This is a genomic window from Stappia sp., assembly GCF_048261845.1.
GTDB lineage: Bacteria > Pseudomonadota > Alphaproteobacteria > Rhizobiales > Stappiaceae > Stappia.
Genome location: NZ_JBLXFR010000014.1, coordinates 1 through 25,506 on the forward strand (window position 1 = coordinate 1; position 25,506 = coordinate 25,506).

A 25,506-nucleotide genomic window follows, 5' to 3' on the forward strand; every position below is an offset into this window, starting at 1 on the left:
TCGCCTGACGGTTCTCTGGCTTCAGCTTGCCGACAAGCCGCTTGCCCCTGCCGCCCCGCGGGGCATTCTTCCCGACCATGAACGACCCGGCGCCTCCCCCGGCCCCCGCCCCCCCCCCCCCCGCGGACCGGGGGGGCCGGTTGCGCCGCCGGGGGCCCGGGCCGGTGATCTGCTCGGACGGCGACCCCGCCGGTGTGCCGGCCGCCCACCGCGCCGTCGACCGCATCCTGCCGGGACTGAAGAGCGGGTATTCCTTCGGCTTCGTCTTCCTGCCCGACGGCAAGGACCCGGATGATCTGATCACGGAGGGCGGCGTTTCCGCCTTCGCGCGCGAGCTTGCCGGCGCCATGCCGCTGATCGAGGTGGTGTGGTCGCGCGAGGTCGATGCGGCGCGGATCGACACGCCCGAGCGGCGGGCGGCGCTGGAAAAGGGCCTCGACGACCTTGTCCGCACGATCTCCGACGAGCGGGTGCGGCGCGGCTACCAGCTGGACATTCGCCTCAGGCTTTCGAACCTCTTCTACCGTCAGGCGCGCGACCGGCGCATGGCCGGTGGCGGCGGCGGTCGCCCGGGCCAGGGAGCGGACCGGGGCGCGGGCCAGATCCCTTCCGGGCAGGCACGCGGCGGCGATCTTCCCGACAGCTCGCTGTTTGGCAACGAACGGACCCTGTGCGGGCTCTGCCTGCGCTACCCCGATCTTTTGGAGCGGCATGTGGAGCGGGTCAGCCAGGCGCGCTTCGGCGACACGTTGCACGCGCGCTTTCGCGACGAACTCTGCCGTATCGCGACCGAGTTGCAGGATGTGCCGGTGAGCGGCTTTTTCGAAACGCTGGACAACCGGTTCTACCAGATCCTGTCCGAGGCGCTGGACGGGGGGGAGGGGGCCGGCGCTGTCGGCGCGCGCCCCGCTCCGCGCTTCAGCGACCTGCTGCAGCGGCTGCCGATCCTGCGGCACGAGCCGCCGGCGGATTTCGTCGAGGACCTCTTCTGCCATTATCTCGACACGCTCGAGATCCGGACCCTGGAACAGGAGCTGGAAGAGGAGATGAATGCGCTGGGCGATGGCCTCGACGAGGCGGAATGGGAGCGCGTGCGGGCCCAGTCGCAGGATCTTGCCCGGCGGCGGGAGGAATGCGCGCGCGACGAGCAGGACCTGGCGGAACGGGCGCGGAGCCTGCGCGGCAGCCGTGCCGCGGTGAGCGGACCAACGGTGCAGGCCGGATCTTCCGGCGCGGCAGGTGCCGGGATCAGGCTGCCCGGCGGGGCGCTGGCATCGCCGCAGCGCTGAGCGGACCGGCAAAACGGCAGGGGACAGTCAACCTATTCGATTGACGGGTCACGAATCACTCTTGCGAATCCGGACCTTTGCGCTAAATAAGCAGATCAGGCAGCATCCGGCGCCGCGCCAGGCCATTCATGCGAAGCCCAGGGCTCTCGAAGAGCCGCTATCGGGACGTAATGCATGATCAGGGACCGACATGGCGGCACGAAATCAACCCGCTGACCTATACCCCATGCGGAACCGGACGGCCGGAGCGCTATGCGCCGGCCGGTCAAGTCCGGTAACACTCGCGGCTTGTCGAACCGATTTGCAGGGTTAAGTGGCACTTAACGGACATCGACTAACACTGAGGATCGAACCGGGCCAAGCGCACTCCACGGGGTGGCGTGCGGCCACGGGTTTGCGCGCCTCGGTGGCGTCTGCGAGCCGGTCGGGTGCCCGGCGGCGGGCCGCGAGAAGCGGGCCGTGAACTGAATTTTCCGGCTCCTGCCGGCCTGGGCGCGTTGGCGACAGGGAGCGGGGCCGGGCCTGGAGACGCGACGGCCGCCACGTCCGCCCTCATGCGGCGGTGTGACGGAGACGCGGTTTCGGGCGTACCTGAGATGAAACGCGACAGCGCCAGGCCCGTTGGGGCCGGGGGGCCGGAGAAGACAATGGCAGCGAAATCGACGCAGGCTGAAGAGAGCCAGGAACCCGCGACCGAGACCTCTGACGGTCCGCTTCTGGATCTGTCCGATGCCGCGGTCAAGCGGATGATCAAGCTCGCCAAGAAGCGCGGCTATGTGACCTACGAGGAGCTCAACGAAGTCCTTCCCTCCGAGGAAGTGACGTCGGAGCAGATCGAGGACACGATGGCGATGCTTTCCGACATGGGCATCAATGTCATCGAGGAAGAAGAGGCCGAGGAAGCCCAGGCCGACGACAACCGCGAGGGCGGCGAGGTCGTCGAGGCGGGGCCGACGGCGGTCGCCAAGACGCCGGCCAAGGAGCCGACCGACCGTACCGATGACCCGGTGCGCATGTATCTGCGCGAGATGGGCTCGGTCGAGCTGCTGTCTCGCGAGGGCGAGATCGCCATCGCCAAGCGCATCGAGGCCGGCCGCGAGGCGATGATCGCCGGGCTTTGCGAAAGCCCGCTGACCTTCCAGGCAATCATCATCTGGCGGGACGAACTGAACGAGGGCAAGGTCCTCCTGCGCGACATCATCGATCTCGAGGCGACCTATTCGGGTCCCGACTTCAAGCCGGAAGGCGCCGAGGACGAGAGCGAGGACGGCGACGAGGACGGGACCGCCACCGCGCCGGACGGCGACGGCGAGCGCCCGGCCGCCAAGGATGGCGACGGCGCCAGTGCCAAGGGCGAGAACGGTGCCGACGGCGAGAGCCAGGGCGAAGGCGAGGGTGAGAGCGACGACGACGACGAGTTCGAGGCGAACATCTCGCTCTCGGCGATGGAGTCCGAGCTGAAGCCGAAGGTTCTGGAGACCTTCGACCGCATCGCCGACGACTACAAGAAGCTGCGCCGCCTGCAGGACCAGCTGGTCGAGAACAAGCTCGCCAACAAGACCCTGTCGCCCTCCCAGGAGCGCCGCTACAAGAAGCTCAAGGAAGACATCGTCCTCGACGTCAAGAGCCTGTCGCTCAACCAGCAGCGCATCGACGCGCTGGTGGCGCAGCTCTACGACATCAACAAGCGGCTGATGGGCTACGAGGGGCGCCTGCTGCGCCTTGCCGACAGCCACGGCGTCGATCGCGGCGACTTCCTGAAGCAGTATCAGGGCAACGAGCTCGATCCGAACTGGATCCGCAAGGTCGCCAATCTCGCGTCCAAGGGCTGGAAGAACTTCGTCGCTTCCGAGAAGGAGACGATCCGCGAGCTGCGCCACGAGATCCAGAGCCTTGCCTCGGAGACCGGCCTTGAGACGGCCGAGTTCCGCCGCATCGTCTCGATGGTGCAGAAGGGTGAGCGCGAGGCGCGCATCGCCAAGAAGGAGATGGTGGAGGCCAACCTGCGCCTCGTCATTTCCATCGCCAAGAAATACACGAACCGCGGGTTGCAGTTCCTCGATCTCATCCAGGAAGGCAATATCGGCCTGATGAAGGCGGTCGACAAGTTCGAGTACCGGCGCGGCTACAAGTTCTCCACCTATGCCACATGGTGGATCCGGCAGGCGATCACCCGCTCGATCGCCGACCAGGCCCGCACCATCCGCATCCCGGTGCACATGATCGAGACGATCAACAAGATCGTGCGCACCTCGCGCCAGATGCTGCACGAGATCGGCCGCGAGCCGACCCCGGAGGAGCTGGCCGAAAAGCTGCAGATGCCGCTGGAGAAGGTCCGCAAGGTCTTGAAGATCGCCAAGGAGCCGATCTCCCTCGAGACGCCGATCGGCGACGAGGAGGACAGCCACCTGGGCGATTTCATCGAGGACAAGAACGCGGTGCTGCCGATCGACGCGGCGATCCAGTCGAACCTGCGCGAGACGACGACGCGCGTTCTGGCATCGCTCACCCCGCGCGAGGAACGCGTGCTGCGCATGCGCTTCGGCATCGGCATGAACACCGATCACACGCTGGAGGAAGTCGGCCAGCAGTTCTCGGTGACGCGCGAGCGTATCCGCCAGATCGAGGCGAAGGCGCTGAGGAAGCTCAAGCACCCGTCGCGGTCGCGCAAGCTGCGCTCGTTCCTCGACAGCTGAGGCCGGGACGGAGCGACAGGACGCGGCTTCATGTGTTTCGGGGTCCGGCGGCAACGCCGGGCCCTGTTTTTTTGAGGCGAGACCTTCACAGGCTGCCCTTGCGGGGGAGGCGGGCGCGAGTGCGGTCATGCCCACCTGAAGAGGCGACGTGCGAAGGTGCCGCCTCCCTTTTTTCCCGAAGCCGGGTTACCCATGGCCATGCGCCGACAACGGGACTTCGGCGGATGGCAGGAACCAGACGGAGCAACGACCCCTGACCCTCGACACGCCGAGCGACAAGCGCGAACCGGGCTTTGCCGTCCATTCCCCTGACGGGGGAACGGGCGAGGCCGCGCCGTCGCATGCGCCGCTCACGGGTCTTGTGCCGGGACTGGTCGCCCGGCGCGACGAGCCGGGCGGAGCCATGGACGGGGAGGTCGAGGCCCTGCCGCAGGCGGAGGAGCGCGGCACTGGTGACCGGCTTCCGGCTTCCGGGCCGGCCGGTGCCCCGCGGGCAGCCATCGCCCTGTCGCTGCTGCTGCATGTCGCGGTGGCCTGGGCGGTCTTTTTCGGCGGCGACAGCATCAGGGACCTGCCTGCCTTCCTCGACGAGCCGGTGGAAGTGGTGCTCGTCGACTTTCCGGCGGAAGACGAGACAGTGCAGGAAGAGGAGACGGAGGAAGAGCCACCGGTGGAGGAGACGCCGGAGGAGGAAGAGGCGGAAGAGGAAGCCGCCGCCGTGCCGCCACCGCCTTTGTCACCACCGCCTTTGCCCGAGAGCGAACAGGCCGAGGCCGAACCGCCGGCAGCGGAGGAGCCGGAGGACGAGAAACCGGAAACCTCGGAGCCCGAGATTGCGGCCTTGCCCGAACCGGCGGTTCCCCCGCAGGCGACGCCGCGCGTGCTGATCCCGGTGACAGAGTTCGCCGAGGAAGACAGCGGCAGCGAGGAGCAGGCCGGCGAGATCGGGCTGCGTGAAGGGGCGGAAGAGACCTCCGGGGCGACGAGCGAGGAACCGCCTGCGCAAACCCCGGCGGAGGCCGATGAAGAGGCCCCGGGCGCCCCGGGTGCGGGGCCGGGCGACGGGGATGGCGAGGGCCCGAATGACGGGCCGGGCGAGGGCCCGGCTGAAGGCGAAGATTCGGGCGCAGTCGATGGCGAGGACATCGCCGAGGCCGCGCGGGACGGGGCGGCGGAAGAGGTTGCCCCCGGGAGCGAAATCGACAGCGAGAGCGAGAGTGAAGCTGAAGCGGACAGCGAAGCCGGGACCGAGGTTGCGACGCTGGGCGATCTGGTGACGGAAAGCGAGGCGGATACCGCCGGCGAGCTCGACGTGCTGGGCGGGCCGGGGGAGGCGGCCAGCGAGGCGGCGGCCGAAACGCCCGCTTCCGACCTGCCCGCTGCCGATACACGGGTGCTGCCCCGGGAAAAGCCGGCCGGGCTGACCGCGCGTACCGATCTTTCCGCGCTTGCGGATCTGGGCGCACGGGCCGAGGCGGTGTCGCGCGCCCTTGCCACGCGCCGGCTGGGGGGCGGAGGCGGCGGCGGTGGCAGTGATGAAATCGCCGGCGGCACCCCGGCGACGCGGCTGTTCTCGCGCGACATTTCCGACGATCCGCGCATGCGCATGGCGATGAACGGCATGCCGCAGGCAGCACGGGCCGATCTCCTGTGCATGACCGAACTGCGGGCGCAGCTGCGCACGGGGACGCCGCCCTATCATGCCGACCTGCTGCCCTCTTTCCGGCTCGAGGCCGGCAATGTGCTGCAGCCGCGCCGCGCCGCCTTTCGCGCCGGCGGGCAATGGTACGACCTTGCCTTCCGCTGCGAGCTCAATGCAGGCGTGACCCGTGTCGAGAGCTTCTCCCACCGGGTGGGCGAACCGGTTCCGCGCTCAGAGTGGTCGGCGCGCCGGTTCCCGGGGAACTGAGGGAGCCGGGGGCTTCCTCCGGGTGCCGGGATAGTGCCCAAAAGCCTCACGAAAACTGGTTGTTGTTTCTCTCGGCTCCCGCCAGACTGGCAGCGGGGAAGCGCTGCGCCTGCCGGCCGTTGATTCTTCGGCCTTCAAGACGGCACCCTAGGAGAAGCAGAAGGGACAGACCTCCCTCGACCTGTGAGGCCATCACGACATGCGCAGATTTTCCTCGCTGTCCATCGAGGCGATAGAGGCGCTTGCCGGGGAGAATCGCGACAGGCCCGATATTCTCGAGGATCTCGCGCGTGAATGCTCCCTGCGCAAGACACGGCGGGCGAGCGAGGCCCACCGGAGGATTCTGCAATGGCTGTCGGTGATGCCGAAGACGGCCCGGCCCGCTCCCGGCACGCCCTCCGCCTGACGGCGCGCCGAACTCCCTTGGCGCACCGACCGTTGCCCATTCGCCCCCTTATCCCCTCACATTCGCATCTAGCCTCTCCCACTTTCGTCGTATTCCGGCATAGGCTGGCGGTAGCCGCGCCGGGCGCTGTGCCCAGACTTCGGGAGCGCGGCACGAAGGAGGGTTGAATGAATTTCCTGAAAGGCTATTCCGCACCGCTGCTCAGCGTCTTTCGCATCGCGGCCGGGCTTTTGTTCCTCCAGCACGGCACGACCAAATATCTCAGCCTGCCGGCAACGCAGATGTCCGGCGCCTCGCCGCTGACCATGGGCGGGGCGGCTGGTGTCATCGAACTGGTCTGCGGTGCGCTGATCGTGCTCGGCCTGTTCACCCGGCCCGCGGCCTTCCTCGCATCGGGCACGATGGCTGTCGCCTATTTCATGGCGCACGCACCGCAGAATTTCTACCCGATCCTCAATGGCGGCGAACTTGCCGCCCTCTACTGCTTCTCCTTCCTCTATCTCGCGGCGGCCGGCCCCGGCCCCTTGAGCATCGACCGGATGCGCGGCGCGGCCTGAACTGGCGACGCCAACAGGCGGATGGCGCAGAAGCGGGCGCGGCAGGATCGCCGCGCCCGTTGACTTTGGCTTATTAAAACTATAAAACCAGTTTTATGGTTATAAAGACATCGAACGACAATCTTCCCGAAACGCGCACCCTCGATATCGAGGAGGCGGCGCAGGGCTTTGCGGCGATCGGCTCCGAGGCGCGGCTGGTGGTGGTGCTGGCGCTGGTCCGGGCGGGCAATCGCGGCTTGAGCGTCGGCGACATTCAGGACCGGACGGGCATGGCCGCCTCGACGCTTGCCCATCACCTGCGCTTTCTCGCGGCTGCCGGGCTGATCACCCAGGAAAAGGCGGGCCGGGCGGTGATCAGCCGCGCCGCTTTCGGTCATCTCGACCGGCTCGCCGGTTTCCTGATGAAGGAATGCTGCGCCGAGGAGCTGAAACCCCCGGCGGAATGACCCTTGCCGCAAGATGCGGGGGGCATGTCCGCCCCGGCTTGCGAGATCCATCGACAGGAACGGAGCACCAGGATGGCAGATACATTGATGACGCCGGCGGCTGGCCGGCGAACCCTTTCGCGCGCCTTTTTTCACGACCTGGAGGGGGGGGTGGCACGGCTTGCCTCCCCCTGGACCGGCGTTGCCCTCGCGCCTGTCGTGGTGGCCTTTGCCGATCCGGCGCGCACCGGCGAGATCGTTGCCTTCGCCGCCCGCGCCTTCGCCTCGACGCTGCCCTATCTTGCCTTCGCCGTGCTGCTGATCGCCTGGCTGAAGGCTACGGGGGCGCAGGCGATTGTCGGGCGCGCCTTCCAGGGGCGCGAGACGCAGGCGATCGTGCTGGCCGCGCTGCTCGGCGGGCTGGCGCCTTTCTGCTCCTGCCAGGTCCTTCCCTTCATTGCCGGCTTGCTGGCCGTCGGCGCGCCGCTTTCGGCGATCATGGCCTTCTGGCTGTCGTCTCCGCTGATCGATCCGCCGACACTGCTGATCACCGCCGCCGCACTCGGCTGGCCCTTTGCACTGGCCAAGGCGGTGTTCGCCGTGGCGCTCGGCCTTTTCGGCGGCTTCGCGGTGAAGACGATGCTTGCCGCCGGGTTCTTCGCCGAACCGGCCCGCGCCGTGACCGGCGGCTCCTGCTGCCGCAAGAAAGTGTTCGGCGGCGCACCGGTCTGGCGCTTCTGGCAGGAGGAGGAGCGCGGCGAGGCGCTCCGCTCCGAGCTTGCCGTCAACGCGCTCTTTCTGGCGAAATGGCTGGCGTTCGCCTATGTCATCGAGGCGCTGCTGGTCACCTATGTTCCGGCCGACCTGGTTGCCGGCGTGGTGGGGGGCGAGGGCGTGTTTCCGGTGATCGTTGCCGCCCTTGTCGGCATGCCGGCCTATCTCAACTCCTATGTGGCGCCGCCGCTTCTCGCCGGGCTGATGGAGCAGGGCATGACGGCGGGCGCCGCCATGGCCTTCATGATCGCCGGCGCCGTCAGCTCCGTTCCGGCAATGGCGGCGGTATGGTCGCTGGTCCGGTTGCCGGTGTTCGCCGCCTATATCGGCCTCGGGCTGACGGGCGCGGTGCTGTCCGGCCTGCTCTTCCAGTTCGTCGTCTGAGGGGATGTTCACACCTCCAGCAGCGCCTCGACGACGGCGCGGACGGAGGGCAGCACGCCGCGGCGGTGCGGGGTGAGCACCGTCGTGGTGATCGTGCCGGCCCGCCAGCCGGGGAGCAGGCGGACCAGTTCGCCCGAGGCAAGGGCGGCGTCCGCCACCGTCTCCGGCAGGCAGGCGATGCCAAGGCCGGCCCTTGTCGCGGCAAGCAGCATGCCGGCCTCGTCGACGGACAGGCGCGCAGGCGGCGAAACAACCGCCTGCGCGCCGCTCTCGTGCGTGAGGGTCCATGGGGCATCGCTGCCGGTGCCGATCGTCTCGAACCTCTCCAGCTCCGCCGGCGTTCGCGGTGAGCCGGCGCGGGCGAGATAATCCGGCGCGGCGGCAAGGATCACCGCTTCCACGCCCATGCGCCGCTGCACCAGTCCGGAATCGGCCAAGGGGCCGGCGTGGCTTCTGACCGCGATGTCAAAGCCCTCGTGCACGAGATCGACGAACCGGTCGCTCACATTGAGGCGCAGCTCGATTTTCGGATGACGCTGCATGATCCCGGCAAGACGCGGGGCAAGGTGAAACCGGGCGACCGGGACGGAGGCGGTGAGGCGCACAAGCCCGCTCGGCTCGGCGAGACGGCGCTTCACGGCCTGTTCCGCGGCCTCCGCCTCGATCACGGCGGCACGCGCATGTTCGTAGACGTCGCGGCCGAGATCGGTCAGGCGGAAGCTGCGCGAACTGCGCTGAAGCAGGCGGGCACCGAGCTGGCGCTCGAGCTCGGCCACCCGCTTGGCGACGGTCGATTTCGGTGCGCCGGAGAGGCGGCCGGCGGCGGCGAAACCGCCGCAGTCCACCGCCTGGACGAAGAAGCGCAGGTCATTGAGATTGTACATGGATAGATGTCCATATTTGTGGACTTTAAGAGGATGAACTGCCCACTACAGCCTGAAAGTCCATGATCGCATATTTCCGGCATCCGGACGAGGCTCCTCGTCCCAAGCCAAGGGAAGACGACTTCATGACCCCCATCCTGTTTTACGGCGTGCCTGCGGGCTGTTCTTTCGGCTCGATCGTCGCGCTGGAATGGCTGCAGATCCCGTACCGGCTTTGCCGCATCGACATGCTGAGCGAAGAGATCCGCAGCGAGGACTACAGACGCGTCAACCCGGTCGCGGAGACGCCAAGCCTTCTGACCGCCGACGGCCGGCTTCTTTCGGAGAGCATGGCCATCCTCGGACATCTGGCGCCGCACGGGGTCGGAGCGGGCCTTGCCTTCGCGCAAGGGTCCGCCGGGTTCGACCGGCTGAACCAGATGCTCGCCTTCCTCAACACCTCGCTGTTCGGAGGTTTTTCCCCGCTCTGGTACGCCTATGAGCACGAGCTTGGAGATGAGGCGAAGGCGGTTCTGCGCGACTTTGGTTCGATGCAGCTTGAAAAGGCGCATGCGGACCTTGCCGCCATGCTCGGCGAGGGGCCGTATCTGCTTGGCGAAAGGCCGACGCTGGCCGATGCCTATTTCTACGGGATCGCGCGCTGGGCCGAGTATCACGGGATACCCGATCGCTCTGCCTGGCCGGGCCTGCAGGGTCTCGTCGGACGATTGGCGGACGACCCGGCGGTGCGTTTTGCCGAAGCGATCGAAAAGGGCGAGACGGCGGTCTCGACGGGCGGCTTCCAGGGGCATGTGAGCCTTGGGGAGGCGCTCGGCGCGCTCGGCAAGGCGGCCTGATCCGGGGCGGCGTCAGCCCGGTACCAGGCCGTCGACCAGCGCCTCGAAGACGGCCATGAACCCCTCTTCCTCCGCGCCGCCGGCAATATCCAGCGCGGCGCGGTCGAAGGCGGCGGACAGCACCGTCGACAAGGCCTCGATCGGCAGGGCGCGGATCGCGCCCGTGTCGGCGGCATGGAACAGCCCCTCGCGCAGGGTCCGGCCGGCATGCAACCCGTCGATGCGCCGGGCCTCGGCGGGCCCGAGCGCCGCCGGCCCGTCGACCAGCAGGATGCGGCAACGGCCCGGCGTCCGCATCGCGGCGAAATAGGCGCGCGCGCCGGACAGAAGCGCATCGCGAGCGGTGGCGCTGTCCGCCGAACCGGCCTCGATCTCGGTCGCCACGATACGGGTCTCCGCCTCGAAGACAGCAGCGAAGAGCGCGGTCTTGTCGGCGAAGTGATGGTAGAGCGCGCCGCGCGTCACGCCGGCCTCGGCGACGATCTCCGGGGTGGCGGTGGCTGCAAAGCCCTTCTCGGCGAAAAGCCTGCGTCCGGCAGCGATCAGCGCCTCGCGCATTTCGGCCGAGCGTTCCTCGTTGCCGCGTCCCTTGCCGCGTCGCCGGTCAGTGCGCGGCGGCGCCGTGTCGTGCCCGGCCTCGTTCGCGGCGCCATCCGGCCCTGCGGCTCGTTTCCGGCTCCCGTCGCTTCCCGTCATCGTTTTTCGCTCCTCGTTCTGCCGCCTGTCTCCGTGCTGCGCCTGTCGGGACCTGCCGTCGGGCGTCTCCGACCGGGCGCTTCCGCGGCCACGTTCGCACGGGTCGCATTTTGATAATTTACATACAGTCAGAATGTATGTATATAGATGCAGTCAGTATGTATGTGACACGGCTCCCCGAGCCCCGCAAGCAAGGCCTGCCGAAAAGCGATCCGCCCGGTGACACACGGACGACCGTTTTGGAGGGCGGGGGAACGCGGCAGACGGCCCGAAGGATGCGGGCGAGGCAACAGAGGATGAAACGAGATGAAGACGACGAGCTACTATCCGGTTCTGATGACCGATGATGTCGAGGGTACGGCGCGCTTCTACGAGACGCATTTCCGCTTCCACCGGGCCTTTTCGGCCGACTGGTATGTGCATCTCCAGTCGAGCGAGGACCCGTCGGTCAATCTCGCCATTCTCGACGGGCGGCACGAGACGATTCCCGAGGCGGCGCGTGGCCAGTCGGTCGCCGGCCTGCTGCTCAATTTCGAGGTGGAGGATGTCGACGCCGAATATGACCGCGTGACCGCTGCCGGCCTGCCGGTGCTCCTGGCGATCCGGGACGAGGCTTTTGGCCAGCGCCATTTCATCACCCGGGACCCGAACGGCGTGCTGATCGACGTGATCAAGCCGATCCCGCCGAGCGCCGATTTCCTGGCGCAATATGCCGAGGACGCTGTCCCGACCGCCTGAGGGCGGCCGGTGGCCGTGTCCGGATCTTCCGCTCAGGCGTGGAAAAGACGTCCGGCATGGCTTGTCCCGGAGCGCGGGGCTGGACGATGATGGTCGCCCAGCCCATTCGCGCCGGATCTTTCCGCGCCGCAGGTCCTTGCAGGTTCCATCATGCCGAATGCCGCCGCCCGTTCCCTCGTCGAGCGCTACTATGCCGCCTTCAATTCCGGCGACACGGACGCGATGCTGGCGCTTGTCACCGACGACATCGCCCATGACGTCAACCAGGGGGAACGGCGCGAGGGACGCGAACTCTTTGCCACCTTCAACGCGCACATGACCCGCTGCTACCGGGAAGAGCTGTCCGACATCGTGATCTTCGTGAATGCCGAAGGCACGCGCGCGGCGGCCGAGTTCATCGTCTCCGGCACCTATCTCGTCACCGACGAGGGCCTGCCGGAGGCGCAGGGACAGACCTACCGTTTGCCCGCCGGCACCTTCTTCGACCTCCGCGAGGGACGGATCGCGCGCATCACCACTTACTACAACCTGCAGGACTGGATCGCGCAGGTCGGCGCCTGAGGCGGCCGCGCAGGTCAGGGAGATCCGCATGAAGGTCATCGTCGTCGGTGCCGGCATTTCCGGCCTGTCCACCGCCTGGTCGCTGGCGAAGCGCGGCGTCGAGGTCACGCTTGTCGAGCAGGGCCCCATCCCCAACCCGCTTTCGGCGTCCGGAGACCATCACCGCATCATCCGGCGGGCCTACGGGGCGCAGGGCGGTTACCAGCGGCGCATCGGCGAGGCCTACGAGGCATGGGACGAGATGTGGGGCGATCTCGGCGAGAAGCATCTCGTCGACACCGGCTTCCTGCTTGTCTCGCAGACGGGGAGGGATGCCGCCGTCACCTATCGCGACAGTTTGGTGGCAGGCGGCTATCCGGTGGAGGACATGAGTGCCACTGAGGCCGCCCGCCGCCATCCCTTCCTTGACGAGACAACGATCCATTCCGCCGCCTTCAGCCCGGAAGGCGGCGTTTTGCTCTGCCGGCATATCGGTGCCGGACTGCTTTCGTGGCTGGTGCGGGCAGGCGTGAGCGTCAGGGACGAGACACAAGTGGAGGCTGTCGACCCGGCGCGCGGTGCCGTGCGGCTTTCCGGCGGCGAGGAACTTGTCGCCGACCATGTGGTGGTGACCGCCGGCGCGTGGGTGCTGAAACTGTTTCCCGGGCTGTCCGACCCGCTCACCGGTTATCGTACGGCAGTGGCCTATCTCGCACCGCCCGGGGATCTCGTCGGGGCCTGGGAACAGGCACCGGTCATTCTCGATGTCGGCGGGACGGTCGACGGTTACGTGTTGCCCCCGGTGCGCGGTACGGGCCTCAAGGTCGGTGCGGGCGTCCACAAGGTCCGCGCCGCGGCGGACGAGAAACGGGTGGCGGAACCTGGCGAGGGCGAGCGGCTGCGCGACCTCTTCGGCCCGCCGTTTGCGCGCATTTCCGATTACCGCGTCACGGATGTTGTGACCTGCGCCTACACATTCACGCAGGACGAGCATTTCTTCGTCACTGGCGAGGAGAGGGCTACCATCGTCTCGGCCTGCTCGGGCCATGGCTACAAGTTCGGCGCGGCTGTCGGTCGCCGGGTGGCAGACGGGGTGATTTCCGGCAACCGGGCGGGACTTGCCGCATGGCTCGAGGCGCGCGACTGAGGGGCGGACAGCGCCTTAAAAAAAAGCCGCCGCCCGGTGAGGGGCGGCGGCTTCGATTTCGTCCGGCGAAGAGGCTGCCGGGCTTCAGTCTGCCTTGCGGCCTTCCTCGACCGCGTCGCGGATGAAGCGCGGCAGGGCGAAGGCCGCCGCATGAACATCCGGCAGGTAGTAGCGCGTGTCGATCGCGGCCTCCGCGAAGCGCTGTTCGAGAACCTCGAGCGGCACCCGGCGCAGGGTCGGATCGTCGCTGGCCCAGCCGAGCGCCATATGGCCGCCGAAATAGGTCGGGATCGCCGCCACATAGGCGGAGGCGTCCTTGTAGATCTGCGAGAAATGGCGGATCGAGGTGACCAGTTCGCTCTTCTGCAGGAAGGGAACGCCGTTCTGGGTGACCAGAATGCCGCCCGGCTTCAGGCAGTGATGGACGCCGCGATAGAACTCCTGGGTGAAGAGAACCGCGCCCGGACCCATGGGGTCGGTGCTGTCGACCATCACGACGTCGAAACGCCGGTCGGTCTCCGCCACATAGCGGGCGCCGTCGGCGATCACCAGGTCGAAGCGGTCGTCACCGAAGACGGAGGCGTTGAAATCGGCGAAATGCTCCTTCGAGAACTCCACGACGGCGTTGTCGATCTCGACCTGGGTCAGGCGCTCGATGCTTTTGTGCTTGAGCGCCTCCTCGGCCATGCCGCAGTCACCGCCGCCAATGATCAGCACCTCGCGTGCCGCCCCGTGGGCGAGGATCGGCACGTGAGCCATCATCTCGTGATAGATGAACTCGTCGGCAGTCGTCACCTGGGTGATGCCGTCCAGCATCAGGACCTTGCCGAACACCGGATTGGCGAACAGCACGAGGTCCTGATGCTCCGAGCGATCCTGGTAGAGGATGTCGTCGCAGGCGTATTTCACCTCGACGCCCGGATAGAGCGTCTCGTTGAAGAACAACCCGCTCATGCGACTTCCTTTCCGCGCAGCAGTTCGCTGACCTGCGAACGCCCCGGACGGAAGGCACGTTCCAGCACCTCGACGCAGCGTTCCGGCTTTGCATCGCCGCACATGAACACGTCGAACGCCGCGTAGCCGGCCTCGGGCCAGGTGTGGACCGAGATATGGCTCTCGGCGAGCACGGCAACGCCACTGACGCCCGTCGGTTCGAACGGGTGCAGGTGGATATGCAGCAGTGTCGCACCGGCCTCCTCGACGCAGGTTTTCAACGCTTCCTCGATATAAGGCAGGTCGTCGAGATGCGTTGCGTCGTAGAGGTCGATAATCAGATGCGATCCGGCACAGCGAACGCCCGCCCTCTCAATGAAATGATCGAGGCGGTCGTCCTGCAGATGAGCCGCAGGCGCGGTGGATGTGTTGTCTTCCGTATGGGTGGTGCTTCTCGGCTCGACAAAGGCGGTAAAATCCCGTCCTTCACAGTCACGAGCCTCCAAGTCCATCCCCAATTGGAAGAGGCCGTCGTCAGACATGGCGGTCTCCCCAACCAGTAGATGAAACCCGGGTTCAGTCCCGAACGGGCATGCTATAGGGTGCTTCGTGCTGCGATGCAATGCGTGTTTTGCGCATTTCCGACCTGTGATGAATGCAGGAGCCTGTTGTGGAAAAGAAGAACCGCCAAGAAAACGTGGCAGTCGATCTCATTACTTTGACGGGTAAGGAAATAAAACGCGTGATCGAACCGCTCGCGGATCTGCGGGTTCGCGTGTTTCGCGAATGGCCCTATCTGTATGACGGCTCGGCTTCTTATGAGAAAACCTACCTTGCACGCTACGTGAAGGCTCCCGGAGCGGTTGTTGTCGGCGCTTTTGCGGGAGAGCGTCTCGTGGGAGCGGCGACGGGCCAGCCGCTTGCCGGGGAGGTCGAGGACTTTCGCGCGCCGTTCGAGCGGGCGGGGCACGATCCGTCCGGCATCTACTATTTCGCCGAATCCGTGCTCGATGCAGGCTGGCGGGGCCTGGGCATCGGCCATGCCTTCTTCGATCGCCGCGAGGCACATGCCGGCGCGCTGGGCTTCGGCACGGCGGCCTTCTGCGCGGTGATCCGTCCGCGGGATCATCCCTTGCGACCGGCCGGATACGCGCCTCTCGATCCCTTCTGGAGGAAGCGCGGCTACACGCCCATCGAAGGGCTTACTGTCGGTTTCGACTGGCCGGATCTCGGCGAGGCAACCGCCAGCCGCAAGCGGCTTCAGGTCTGGATGCGGGATGGATTGCCGGGCCGGTGACGGGCTCAACCGGCGGCACCCTTCAAAGGTCAGGCAGCGCTGCGTCCGGTGCCGGCCGTGCCGGAAGGACGGCAAGGGCCGGGCACTGTTCGCCGGCCGGCCCTTGCCTTGTTTCGCGATGCGAGCGCAATGGTTACTGGGCGATTTCCCAGCTGATGTTGACACGCACGTCGAGCGCGGTCTCGCCCGCCTCGATCGGTGCGGGGGCTGCGCCGTCCATCTTCATCTCGGCGCGCGCCATCATCATCATCGGGCGGGGCGAGTAGTCCTGCTCGCTGATCGACAGCACCCGGCCGAGCTTGATGCCGGCGGGTTCGGCGTAGATCTTCGCCTTGCGAATGGCGTCGGCCGTTGCTTCCTTGCGGGCCTCGTCCTTGAGCTTGTCCGCATCGCTGACGATGAAGTTGACGCCGCCGACCTGGTTGGCGCCATCGCGCACCATGGTGTCGAGCAGGCCACCGAGCTTGGCGAGGTCGCGCACCCGCACCGAAACGTTGTTGGTGACCCGGTAGCCGACGATCTCGGACCGATACTCGCCGTTGTCCAGGCTGCCGCTCTTGACCTGGCGATAACGGGGCTGCACCGAAAAGCCGGAGGTCTGGATGTCGCGTTCCTCAATGCCGCTGTCCTTGATGCGGCCGATCACCGCACTCATCGCGGCGGTGTTGGCGCTCATCGCGTCGCCGGCGGTGTCCGCATCGCTGACGACGCCGCTGGTGAGGATCGCCATGTCGGGAGCTGCGGTCACCGTGCCGGTGCCGACCATGTCGATTGTGGCGACGCGCGGCGTTTCGGCGCGGGCCGGAAGCGTTGTGGCGGCAAGCGCGACAGCGGCGCTGAAAAGTGCAATGCGACCGGCGGTCTGGAGCGAACGCATGAAATATCTCCTGTTCAGTTTTCCAGGATCAGCGGATATCCGACCGGAATGCGGCCCGACGTCCGGAAGCTGACCGTTCTCAAAGTGCCAGAGCAACTTGCCTGCATCCGGTGGAGGCAGGCGGTTATCGGGCCCGCCAAGTGGCGCGGAGCCCGAATGCTGCATCCTTTGCGAGCAATTGCGGCGGACGGAAGGCGCTTGTCCGGTGTTTCTCGGGTCGTTTCGGGTCAATCCACACAAGGGTGCGCAACCCCGGAGCGGATGCGAAAACGGCCGCCGGAACAGTGTCGCGGCGGCCGTCGTCAGCTCTTCGATTATGTCTTCGCTCAGAACACGAAGGGCACGAAGGCGATCAGCAGATAGACCAGCAGCAGCACCGCGAGATAGGGCAGTACCGCACGGGTGATGCGCTCGATCGGCAGTCCTGCAGTGGTCGAGGCCACGAAGAGGTTGATCGCAACCGGCGGGGTGATCATGCCGATGGCAAGGCCCACCACGATGATGATACCGAAATGCACGGTGTCGAGGCCGAGCTGGGCCGCGAGCGGCAGGAGCATCGGGGTCAGGATGATCAGCGCCGAAGCCGTCTCCAGGAAGACGCCCGCCACCAGGATCACAGTCATGACCAGCAGGAGCAGGACATAGGGGTTCGAGGACAGCGAAAGGGCGGCGCTGGCGATCTGGCCCGGCACCTGCCAGCTCGACAGGGTCCAGCTGAGCACCGACGAGGCGGCGATCACGAACATGATCACGGCGGTGGTGACGCCCGCGCGGATCATGATGTCGTAAAGCTGCTTCACCGTCATGTCGCGATGGACGAAGAAGGAGATCAGGATCGCGTAGTTCACCGCGATAACGGCCGCTTCCGAGGGAGTGAACACGCCGGAGAAGATGCCGCCGAGGATGATCAGCGGCGCCATCAGGCCCCAACTGGCGGCGTAGAAGGTGCGCGCTATGGTCCGCAGGTTGAACGCCGTGCCGCGCGGATAGGCGCGGCGATGGCCCTGGATGAGCGCGATGACGATCAGCCCGACGCCCATGGCAACGCCCGGGATGAAGCCGTTGAGGAAGAGCTTTGCGACCGATTCCTGCGCGATCACCGCGTAGATGATCATCGGCACGGAAGGCGGGATCACCACGCCGATGGTGCCGGAGGCGGCGATCAGCGAGGCGGCGGATGCCGGGTCGTAGCCCTTCCGCCTGAGTTCGGGAACGAGGCTCGCCCCGACCGCGGCCGTGGTGGCGGCGCCCGAGCCGGAGATCGCGGCGAAGAACATGCCGGCGAAAACCGAGACGATGGACAGGCCGCCCTTGATGAAGCCGAACAGGCTGTCGGCAAAGGCGACGAGGCGCTTGGAAATCTCGCCCTGGGCCATGATGTCGCCAGCGAGAATGAACATCGGCACGGCGACGAGAGCAAAGGAGTTGATGCCTGAAAACATCTGTTGCGGCACGGCCATCAGCGGCGTGCCGGACAACTCGAGGGCCGTCATGGTGGCGGCCCCGATCACGACGGCGACCGGCAGTCCCATCATGAGAAACAGGACGAACAGTGCGAAGAGAACGAGACTCATACCGGGCGATCTTTCCCTTGCGCCTGCGTTTCGAACTCCGCGTCGATTTCTGAATGCATCTCCCGCGCCGGCTGGCCGGCCAGAATCCGGATCAGGTCGATGGACGACAGGAGCGCGATCAGCGCGGCGGAGATCGGCATCACGACATAGACGTAGTTCATCGGCATGCGCAGAGAGGGAGACTTCTGGAAGCTCTGCATCAGCGTGTATTGCCAGCCGATCCAGGTCAGCGCGACGAGAAAGGCAATCATGACGAGGAGCCCAGCCCCCGTCACGATCCGCTTCAGTCCGGGGGGCAGGCTGTCACGCACCATCGTGACCGCGATGTGCCGCCCCTGCTGGCAGGCCAGCGTGGCACCCAGAAAGGTGGTCCAGATCAGGAGGAAGCGGGCGACTTCCTCCGTCCAGCTCACGGATGTAAAAAACACCCGCGAGACGATCTGAAGAGTGATGACCGCAATCAGTGCTCCCATCCCGACGAAGATGACGGGTTTGAGCAGGTTGCCCAGAAGGCGGTCGAGCCACGCCAACCTTGCCAGCATCCTAGTTCAGCGCCTCCTGGATGCGCGGCAGGTAGTCGCCGAACTTCTCTCCGTACTTCTCGTAGACCGGCTGCACGGCGGCGGAGAAGGCGGACAGGTCAGCGTTTTCGATCACGGTCATGCCGGCATCCTTGAGCGCCTGCAACTGCTCGCCCTCGAGCCTGGCATTCAGCGCACGCTCATATTCGGCCGCTTCCTGGGCCGCCTGGCGAACGATCTGCTGGGTCTCTTCGGAAAGCTGGCTCCACTTCGGCATGCCCATGACGAAGATGGCCGGAGCATAGGTGTGCCGGGTCATGGTCATGTTGGTCTGGGTCTCGTTCAGCTTGAACGAGTAGACCACGCCGACCGGGTTCTCCTGGCCGTCGATCGTGCCCTGCTGCATGGCGGTGAGGGCCTCGGTCCATGCCATGGGGATGGCGTCGGCGCCCAGCTCGCGGAAGCTGTCGATATAAACCGGGTTCTCCATCACGCGAACACGCAGGCCGCTGAGATCGGCCGGCGTGTTCACCGGACGCTTGGAGTTGGTCAGGTTGCGGAAGCCGCGCTCGGCATAGGCCAGGCCCTTGAGGTTCACCTCGGACAGACGGTCGAGAAGCTCCTGGCCGATCTCGCCGTCAAGCACCTTGTAGGCGGCTTCGGGCGAGGGGAAGAGGAAGGGCAGCTCGAACACGGCCATCTCTTCCAGGAAGTTGGACACCGGACCGTTGGTGATCACGCCCATGTCCACTGTGCCGATCTGCATCCCCTCCAGAAGGGTGCGCTCGTCGCCCAGCGTGGCATTGGGGAAAATCTCGACGGTGATCTTGCCATCGGAACGCTCCGCGACCAGCTCCTTGAACTTCGTCGCGGCGGCGTGAAAGCCGTCCTGCTCGTTGACCACATGCGCCAGACGCAGGTTCACGGTATCGATCTCGGCAAGACCCGGCATTGCGCTCATGCCAAGCGTTATGGCAGCAGCAGCTGTTACTCTGAAGAGTTTCATCATGGTTTCCTCCTAAATTTTTTAATTAGAACGCGGAACATCATATGCTTGCCAGCACGAGGTGCATGATTGTTCTGTGACTGATGAAGTCGACATTTACGAATTAGTCTGCACCTAAATGATGAGGCGACGATATTTCATAAACTGCCCATGCATTTCGCGTCAAGGATGGTGTTTTAGGTATTTATAACGATTGGTTGTTCTGGACGCGGCCGGGGCAGGAGGCCTTGCAGCAGACGTCCGGCATGCGCGGGCGAGGCCGGCAAGCGGTCGCTTCGCGCACCACGTTCCGTTGCCCGCCTTCTGCCCTCTTCCGGGCGGTCGTGCAAGGTCCGGGATGCGGGGGGCGGAGCGTCGGGCTTCTTGACGCAGGGTCATTGGCGGGATGCGGGATCCGGCCCCTTGCCAGGGCCCGGCGAATCAGGATGGCCCACCACCATCGGCTCGCCCACCTCGCCATCGGTGGACAGGAGCACAGCGACGGGCCGGGTGGCGGGGAACTGGGCGCAGATGATCAGCACCATGACGGTCAGCGGCACGCAAAGAAGCATGCCCGTCACGCCCCAGATCGCCCCCCAGAACGACAGCGACAGCATGATGACGAGGCCCGAGAGATTGAGGCTGTTGCCCATCAGGCGCGGCTCCAGCAGGTTGCCGATCAGGAACTGGATGGTGCCGAGGCCGAACACGATGACGAGGAACGGCGTCAGGCTGTCGAAATAGACGAGTGCCAGGAGGCCGGGAAACAGCACGGCCGTCAGCGAGCCGATCGTGGGGATGAAATTGAGGGCGAAGGCGATGAAGCCGAAAAGCGCGGCATAGGGCAAGGCAAGCAGCGACAACAGACCCGCCGTCAGGAGGCCGGTCAGCACGCTCACGGCGGTCTTTATGCCGAGATAGTTGCGCAGCGCCTCGGTGATGCGCGCCCGCATCATGAAGGCGAGTTCAACGCGTTCGGACGAGGAGAAAAGGCGGGCCATCTTGCGGTCGAAGGTCGACTGCTCGAGCAGCAGGAAAAGCACGTAGATGAAAACCAGCGAGGCGGAGCCGGCGATCTGGGTGATGGCGTTGGCACCCGCGGTGATGGCGCGGTTGAGCGCGTTGTCGGGGACAAGGTCGCGCAACTCGATCGGGTCGGCGAGGCCGAGCTTGTGCGAGTAGGTGTTGAACAGGGTCTCGAGCCGAGCCTGGTAGACGGGAGCGTCGCGGGCAAGGTCGGTGAGGTTCGCCGTGACGACGTCGACGACGACGACCGAGACACCGAAGATCGCTCCAAGCGCGGCAACGAGCGCGACAGGGTAGGGCAGGCGGAAGGGGCCGAGCGGGATCAGGCGGATCGCCTCGGCGAGCGCCACGATCAGGTACCAGACCAATAGCGCGATGACGAAGGGCAGGAGCAGCGTGCGCCCCACTGAGAGCAGCCAGCCGAACAGGGACAGCGAGACGAGGGTCAGCGTCACGGCGAGTGGAAATTGTGGCATGACACCCCCGATGCGTGGCTGCGAGGGACCGCCTTGCCGGCCGCTCGCTGTTTTCCGGTTGTCGCGTCCTTTGGCCGTCGTTGCAAGAGCGGCGGGCTTGTCGGGTGAGGGGCCGCGCGAAGCTGCATTCCGCCGGCCGCGACGGAGGGATGGCCAGGGTGCAGGCGCCGGCAGGGAACCGTTTCGGCGGGCGGGGTGCACCTGGCGGGACGCAGGGCGTTCCGCGCCCACCCCCTGACGGGGGTCATGGATCGTCCCGCGCAGCTGCCGGCGCGTACCGTGTTGCAAGCTTTCGGTGAGGTGCTATAGGAAAGATCGTGCAGGGCTGGCGCGCCGGATTCGCTGGACACCCGCCCCGCCATGGGCCTGTAGCTCAATGGTTAGAGCCGTCCGCTCATAACGGATTGGTTGCAGGTTCGAGTCCTGCCGGGCCCACCACATTTCTTCACGCCTCGATACGCCACACGCCGCCGCCCTCGCCGTGAATCTTGACCATGTCGATGCGGGTTCCGTCCCAGTGGCAGGTCAGGTGCCTGGCCTGGAGCGGGATCGACATCACGTCGGGATGGAAGGCCGCGAAGCATTCGCCGCCCTCGTGCCGGACGCTCGGATAGACGATGCCGTCGCTGCCTCCGTCACGCAGGTCGCGGGCGAAGGCCTGGGAGGCGGTGTAGTCGCCCGGATCGAGCAGGGCCGCGTTCCGGGTCTCGCGCCGTCGCCCGCGGAGATCCGCGAGCCTTGCGTCGATCGAGCCGACCAGCTCGCGCATGTCGGCGATCCAGCCGGGTGCCTCGTCCGTTGCCGCATAGAACAGCCCCTGGTGATGCGTGACCTCGAACAGGGCCGTCTCGAAGGTCCTTGCCGCGTAGAAGGCGCCGAAGCTGCCGTCGTGGAACCGCCCCTTGCGCTCCGGTGAGACATGGGTGAAGGGGGCCATCGCATAGGAGGCGCCCGGTCCGCCGACACGCCGGGCGGGCGGCACAAGGTCGAGATTGCCGATCGTCTCGGCAAGGCGCGGATTGCTCTTGCCTTCGGCCGCACCGAGCAGTTCCCAGTCGGCCGGATCGGCGATGTCCTCGAACAGGTCGATGGGCGGATGGGCGGTGCCGATCAGCCGGTGATAATCCGGCCAGACCACCCTGGCGGTCGGCACGCTCACCACTGGCCGCGGCGCGCGTCGAGATAGCGGCGCACCCGCATCAGGTCGGTGATGCGTCCCTGCAACATGACGTCCAGCGCCGAGCGGCCGTCGAAATCCGCATTGGGCCGCGAGATCCAGCCATATCCTCGCTCGGCCTCGCGAAACAGCAACCGCAGGGCCTTGTGAATGCCCATCAGGTTCGACATGCGCTCCGCAAGATCGACGCCGGCACGGCCGAACGAGCCCGACTTCCAGCGCTGGTAGGTGCGCACCGAAATGTCTCCCAGCAGGCGGCTTGCCTGTTCGTCGGACAATCCCCAGCGTGCAAACAGGGCGACTGTCGCGCGCTGCATCGCCCGGATCTCGTCAGCGGTGAAATCGGGTACGGCGGCGGGGGCGACGGGCGATACGAGGTGCAGTTCGGGCATGATGCTATCCTGTGACTTTTGTCATTATATAGGAAAATAACGACAATCGGCAAGGGTTTTGCCGAAGCATCGGCTGTTTCCCGCCAGCTTCGAACAAGCGCCATTGGATGATGTGCGTCACAGTCTGACCGACCACAGGGCGGTATCCTTTCCCCATCATGATCGCTGATTGCGATGGTGTGCGGCGCTTCAGGTGCCGGCTCATGTCGCGCGGCCTGTTCGGGCCGGGCGGAACCGCCTCCGGGCGATCATCACCGGATGACCACAATGTTCTGCCGTGATGACGCAACCGGAGATCGCAAGGCTGAGAGGAGACAGTACCATGCGTATCAAACACACCTGTGCGGCGATGGGGTTAGCCATCGCGGCCATCATCGGTTTCGGCGGTGTCACGCCGGCGAATGCCGCGACTGCGGCGACAGCTGCGGCGGCCCTTGCCCCGCTCGTCGCCCATACTTCGGAGGTCCGTTCGGACGGCGCCGTGACGAAGGCCTGGCATCGCGGCCGGCCGCATCGCTATCGTCCGCGTCGCCGCTACCGTCCGCGCTACTATCGCCCGCGCTACTACGCGCCGCGGCCGGTTGTTCGCGGGCTTGGCCGGGCACACTATAACTGGTGCCGCAACCGCTATCGTTCGTACCGGCCCGGGGACAACACGTTCCAGCCCTATCACGGGCCGCGCCGTCCCTGCATCTCGCCCTATATCCGCTGATCAGCGGCGCTCGCAGGTCGGTTGAATGAAAGGGGCCGCTTTTCCGGATCGGGAAAGCGGCCCTTGCCTGCATGCGGGCGGCCTGTCGCTTCTTGACCCGCCGCCACAATGCGGTATCGCTTGCCCTTCCGCTTGCCGCGAAACGCGCGGCGCATCCGGGGCAGGGGCCGCGCATCACTCATGACGATCGTTCAGCTTTCCACCGCGCATGCGTTCGACGTGCTGTTGAGGCAGTCGCCGCAGGGTGACGGGCGCTGGCAGGATGTCGATGTGCGGCTTGGCGCGGATGCGGGCGAGGAGGCCGACTGGCTGATCGTCTTCGATCATCCGGAGCGTGGCCTGACGACGCGTCTGCCACGGGAGCGGCGCATCGTCTTCCTTCCCGAACCGGCCTCGATCAAGCATTACGATCCGCAGTTCATCGCGCAGTTCGGCGTTGCCTTTACCGCATCGCCCTTGCCCGGCTTCGACGGGACCGCGATCCACACCCAGCCGCTGACGCCGTGGTTCTACGGCGCCGGAATCGGGTCTTCGGCCAAAACGACGAAGCGCAAGTCCTTTGAGGAACTGGCCGAAGGGCCGGTGGGGGAGGGCGGTGACCGCGGTCTCCTGTCCGCTGTCTGTTCGACCAAGACGCTCAACCGAAACCAGGTCCGGCGCCTGCGCTTCCTGCGGAGGGCCAAGGCAACGCTGGGAGCGCGCCTCGACATCTATGGCCGGGGGTTTCGGGAGATAGCCGACAAGGCCGACGGGCTTGACGGCTACCGCTATCATCTCGTGCTGGAAAACAACCTCGACCCGCATTGCTGGACGGAGAAACTCGCCGACCCGCTGCTGGCCGGCGTCTATCCGATCTTTGCGGGCGGCCCTGACCTCGAAGCCTATTTCGACCCGCTGGGGTTCACGGCGATCGATATCACGCGTCCCGACAGCGCGCTTGCCGGGATCGTTCGCGTCCTGGCGGAGGATCCGGTCTCGCGTCCCGAGGTGCGAGCCGCAATGCAAGAGAACCGCCGGCGGTTGATGGAGGAGCACCAGTTCTTTCCCGTTCTGGCGGCGGAGCTCTCCCGCCTCGACCGGAATCCGCTCGTGCGGCTGGAGGCACCGGTGCCGGTTCGCCCCCCGGTCAAGCCGCCGCTGCACCGGCTGACGCGAGCCCTTCGCCCCTTGCGCATACTCGCCGACAAGGCGCATGTGGCGCTGACCGAGCGGGGTTAGGGCACCGGGCCCGGCCCCATTGTACTGGCGCGGGCAACCACCTCGAAACCGAGATCGACCCGCTTTTCCTGCGGATCCTCGCCGGAGAGCGCGGCGATCATCATCTCCATCGCGCGCCGGCCCATGTCCAGCCGGCAGGTCTTGACGCTGGTCACGGCCGGGTTGGCGACGGCCATCATCTCCAGATCGTTGAATCCGCAAATGCCGATCTGGCGGGGAACGTCGATCCCGCGCCTTTGGCATTCGAACAGGGCGCCCATTGCCAGATCGTCATTGTTGCAGAGGATCGCGTCCGTATCGGGCGCGCGGGCGAGCAGGTCGGCGGTCAGTTCGCAGCCGAGCGTGACAGTCGAGGCGCGCGGCGTGGTGATGATCCGCCGTGGATCCAGCAGACCGGCGTCGCGGGCGACGTCGCGAAATCCTTCGAGGCGCCGCTGGGTGCGCGGATCGAGCCGGGCGGCAATGAAGCCGGGCCTGCGATAGCCGGCGCAAACCAGGTGGCGGGCCGCGGCGCGCGAGGCCTCCAGATGCGAGAAGCCGATCATCATGTCGAAGGGCTCGGGCCCGGTCTCCATCACCTGGACGATGCGGCAATTGGCAGAGCGCAGCGCCGTGGCAGTGGCGGCCGACTGGTCTATGCCGGATATGATCAGCCCGGCCGGGCGCTGGCTCAAAAAGGTGCGCACGAGCCGCTCCTCTTCCAGCGGCGAATAGCGGGAATTGCCGAGCTGTACCTGCCAGTCGGTTCCTTCCGCCATCGAGTAGATGCCGGCCATGACATCGGCAAAGACATTGTTCGTCACCGACGGGACAATCATGCCGATGACGTTGGTGCGCCCGGCGGCCAGCGCCCGCGCGGCAGGGTCGGGCACGTAGCCGAGACGGTCGATGATGGCGCGGATCTTCTCCAGCGACTTTGCCGATACCTTGCCGGGTTCGCGGAGCGCCCGCGAAACCGTCATGGCGCTAACACCCGCCTCCCGCGCCACATCCGCGATCGTGACCGCCAAAACATCATTCCTTTTCATGGCTTTGGG

General features: G+C 66.3%; 26 protein-coding genes and 1 tRNA gene. 15 read left to right on the top strand and 12 right to left on the bottom strand.

Features of this window, described 5'->3' with window-relative positions; genetic code table 11:
* The first annotated feature begins 164 nt into the window (after positions 1-164).
* The 7 genes from ACN0T5_RS08040 (at position 165) to ACN0T5_RS08070 (ending at position 8,440) form a co-directional block, all read left to right on the top strand.
* Positions 165-1,289, top strand: coding sequence for a hypothetical protein (locus ACN0T5_RS08040; protein ID WP_417768103.1), 1,125 nt, complete (start codon positions 165-167; stop codon positions 1,287-1,289).
* Positions 1,290-1,936: 647 nt separating this feature from the next.
* Positions 1,937-3,985, top strand: a complete 2,049-nt coding sequence (gene rpoD, locus ACN0T5_RS08045) for an RNA polymerase sigma factor RpoD (protein ID WP_417768104.1) — start codon at positions 1,937-1,939, stop codon at positions 3,983-3,985.
* A gap of 148 nt (positions 3,986-4,133) precedes the next feature.
* Positions 4,134-5,894: a DUF930 domain-containing protein gene (locus ACN0T5_RS08050; RefSeq protein ID WP_417768105.1), complete on the top strand. Its 1,761-nt coding sequence runs from the start codon at positions 4,134-4,136 to the stop codon at positions 5,892-5,894.
* A gap of 199 nt (positions 5,895-6,093) precedes the next feature.
* Entirely contained in the window at positions 6,094-6,300 is a 207-nt protein-coding gene (locus ACN0T5_RS08055; protein ID WP_417768106.1) for a hypothetical protein, read from the top strand.
* Between the two features lie 167 nt (positions 6,301-6,467).
* Positions 6,468-6,857, top strand: coding sequence for a DoxX family protein (locus ACN0T5_RS08060; protein ID WP_417768107.1), 390 nt, complete (start codon positions 6,468-6,470; stop codon positions 6,855-6,857).
* 95 nt (positions 6,858-6,952) lie between these two features.
* Positions 6,953-7,303 carry an ArsR/SmtB family transcription factor gene (locus tag ACN0T5_RS08065; RefSeq protein ID WP_417768108.1) on the top strand — a complete coding sequence of 117 codons (351 nt, stop codon included), beginning with the start codon at positions 6,953-6,955 and terminating at the stop codon, positions 7,301-7,303.
* A gap of 201 nt (positions 7,304-7,504) precedes the next feature.
* Positions 7,505-8,440, top strand: a complete 936-nt coding sequence (locus tag ACN0T5_RS08070) for a permease (RefSeq protein WP_417768109.1) — start codon at positions 7,505-7,507, stop codon at positions 8,438-8,440.
* Positions 8,441-8,448: 8 nt separating this feature from the next.
* Here ACN0T5_RS08070 and ACN0T5_RS08075 read toward each other — a convergent pair whose 3' ends face one another.
* Positions 8,449-9,324 carry a LysR family transcriptional regulator gene (locus tag ACN0T5_RS08075; RefSeq protein ID WP_417768110.1) on the bottom strand — a complete coding sequence of 292 codons (876 nt, stop codon included), beginning with the start codon at positions 9,322-9,324 and terminating at the stop codon, positions 8,449-8,451.
* A 125-nt stretch (positions 9,325-9,449) separates the two neighbouring features.
* Here ACN0T5_RS08075 and ACN0T5_RS08080 point away from each other — a divergent pair, with 125 nt between their 5' ends.
* The gene (locus ACN0T5_RS08080) at positions 9,450-10,160 is read left to right on the top strand and encodes a glutathione S-transferase family protein (protein WP_417768111.1); all 711 of its coding nucleotides are present in this window, start codon (positions 9,450-9,452) and stop codon (positions 10,158-10,160) included.
* Positions 10,161-10,172: 12 nt separating this feature from the next.
* On the opposite strand, the gene ACN0T5_RS08085 is transcribed toward ACN0T5_RS08080, so the two are convergent.
* Positions 10,173-10,718, bottom strand: a complete 546-nt coding sequence (locus tag ACN0T5_RS08085; protein ID WP_417768180.1) for a TetR/AcrR family transcriptional regulator — start codon at positions 10,716-10,718, stop codon at positions 10,173-10,175.
* Between the two features lie 444 nt (positions 10,719-11,162).
* On the opposite strand from ACN0T5_RS08085, the gene ACN0T5_RS08090 reads away from it, so the two are divergent.
* The 3 genes from ACN0T5_RS08090 to ACN0T5_RS08100 all read left to right on the top strand — a co-directional run bounded on the left by ACN0T5_RS08090 (position 11,163) and on the right by ACN0T5_RS08100 (position 13,281).
* A complete protein-coding gene (locus tag ACN0T5_RS08090; RefSeq protein ID WP_417768112.1) occupies positions 11,163-11,594 on the top strand; it encodes a VOC family protein in 432 nt (143 codons plus the stop codon).
* A gap of 150 nt (positions 11,595-11,744) precedes the next feature.
* The gene (locus tag ACN0T5_RS08095) at positions 11,745-12,155 is read left to right on the top strand and encodes a ketosteroid isomerase-related protein (protein ID WP_417768113.1); all 411 of its coding nucleotides are present in this window, start codon (positions 11,745-11,747) and stop codon (positions 12,153-12,155) included.
* A gap of 28 nt (positions 12,156-12,183) precedes the next feature.
* Positions 12,184-13,281, top strand: coding sequence for an NAD(P)/FAD-dependent oxidoreductase (locus ACN0T5_RS08100; RefSeq protein WP_417768114.1), 1,098 nt, complete (start codon positions 12,184-12,186; stop codon positions 13,279-13,281).
* A gap of 84 nt (positions 13,282-13,365) precedes the next feature.
* Here ACN0T5_RS08100 and speE read toward each other — a convergent pair whose 3' ends face one another.
* A complete protein-coding gene (gene speE / locus ACN0T5_RS08105) occupies positions 13,366-14,235 on the bottom strand; it encodes a polyamine aminopropyltransferase (protein ID WP_417768115.1) in 870 nt (289 codons plus the stop codon).
* Positions 14,232-14,756 carry an adenosylmethionine decarboxylase gene (gene speD / locus ACN0T5_RS08110; RefSeq protein ID WP_417768116.1) on the bottom strand — a complete coding sequence of 175 codons (525 nt, stop codon included), beginning with the start codon at positions 14,754-14,756 and terminating at the stop codon, positions 14,232-14,234. Before speD ends, speE begins: the two co-directional genes overlap by 4 nt.
* A 200-nt stretch (positions 14,757-14,956) precedes the next feature.
* On the opposite strand from speD, the gene ACN0T5_RS08115 reads away from it, so the two are divergent.
* Positions 14,957-15,511 (top strand): GNAT family N-acetyltransferase, encoded by a 555-nt coding sequence (locus ACN0T5_RS08115; RefSeq protein WP_417768117.1) that lies wholly within the window; start codon positions 14,957-14,959, stop codon positions 15,509-15,511.
* A gap of 133 nt (positions 15,512-15,644) precedes the next feature.
* Here ACN0T5_RS08115 and ACN0T5_RS08120 read toward each other — a convergent pair whose 3' ends face one another.
* The 5 genes from ACN0T5_RS08120 to ACN0T5_RS08140 form a co-directional block, all read right to left on the bottom strand.
* Positions 15,645-16,388: an SIMPL domain-containing protein gene (locus tag ACN0T5_RS08120; RefSeq protein WP_417768118.1), complete on the bottom strand. Its 744-nt coding sequence runs from the start codon at positions 16,386-16,388 to the stop codon at positions 15,645-15,647.
* Positions 16,389-16,714: 326 nt separating this feature from the next.
* The gene (locus ACN0T5_RS08125) at positions 16,715-17,962 is read right to left on the bottom strand and encodes a TRAP transporter large permease (protein WP_417768119.1); all 1,248 of its coding nucleotides are present in this window, start codon (positions 17,960-17,962) and stop codon (positions 16,715-16,717) included.
* Positions 17,959-18,504, bottom strand: coding sequence for a TRAP transporter small permease (locus ACN0T5_RS08130; RefSeq protein WP_417768120.1), 546 nt, complete (start codon positions 18,502-18,504; stop codon positions 17,959-17,961). Before ACN0T5_RS08130 ends, ACN0T5_RS08125 begins: the two co-directional genes overlap by 4 nt.
* Position 18,505: 1 nt before the next feature.
* Positions 18,506-19,492, bottom strand: coding sequence for a TRAP transporter substrate-binding protein (locus ACN0T5_RS08135; RefSeq protein ID WP_417768121.1), 987 nt, complete (start codon positions 19,490-19,492; stop codon positions 18,506-18,508).
* A 371-nt stretch (positions 19,493-19,863) separates the two neighbouring features.
* Entirely contained in the window at positions 19,864-20,970 is a 1,107-nt protein-coding gene (locus tag ACN0T5_RS08140; RefSeq protein ID WP_417768122.1) for an AI-2E family transporter, read from the bottom strand.
* 362 nt (positions 20,971-21,332) lie between these two features.
* Here ACN0T5_RS08140 and ACN0T5_RS08145 point away from each other — a divergent pair.
* Positions 21,333-21,408, top strand: a tRNA-Ile gene (locus tag ACN0T5_RS08145).
* 7 nt (positions 21,409-21,415) lie between these two features.
* On the opposite strand, the gene ACN0T5_RS08150 is transcribed toward ACN0T5_RS08145, so the two are convergent.
* Positions 21,416-22,129, bottom strand: coding sequence for an RES family NAD+ phosphorylase (locus tag ACN0T5_RS08150; RefSeq protein WP_417768123.1), 714 nt, complete (start codon positions 22,127-22,129; stop codon positions 21,416-21,418).
* On the bottom strand, positions 22,126-22,539 hold the full coding sequence (locus tag ACN0T5_RS08155; RefSeq protein WP_417768124.1) for an MbcA/ParS/Xre antitoxin family protein: 414 nt from the start codon (positions 22,537-22,539) through the stop codon (positions 22,126-22,128). Before ACN0T5_RS08155 ends, ACN0T5_RS08150 begins: the two co-directional genes overlap by 4 nt.
* A 322-nt stretch (positions 22,540-22,861) precedes the next feature.
* On the opposite strand from ACN0T5_RS08155, the gene ACN0T5_RS08160 reads away from it, so the two are divergent.
* Together ACN0T5_RS08160 and ACN0T5_RS08165 are read left to right on the top strand one after the other, a co-directional pair.
* A complete protein-coding gene (locus tag ACN0T5_RS08160) occupies positions 22,862-23,251 on the top strand; it encodes a BA14K family protein (protein ID WP_417768125.1) in 390 nt (129 codons plus the stop codon).
* Positions 23,252-23,431: 180 nt separating this feature from the next.
* Positions 23,432-24,469, top strand: a complete 1,038-nt coding sequence (locus tag ACN0T5_RS08165; RefSeq protein WP_417768126.1) for a hypothetical protein — start codon at positions 23,432-23,434, stop codon at positions 24,467-24,469.
* Here ACN0T5_RS08165 and ACN0T5_RS08170 read toward each other — a convergent pair.
* Positions 24,466-25,497 (bottom strand): LacI family DNA-binding transcriptional regulator, encoded by a 1,032-nt coding sequence (locus ACN0T5_RS08170; RefSeq protein ID WP_417768127.1) that lies wholly within the window; start codon positions 25,495-25,497, stop codon positions 24,466-24,468. The two genes, ACN0T5_RS08165 and ACN0T5_RS08170, sit on opposite strands and share 4 nt — an antisense overlap.
* Between the last annotated feature and the right edge of the window lie 9 nt (positions 25,498-25,506).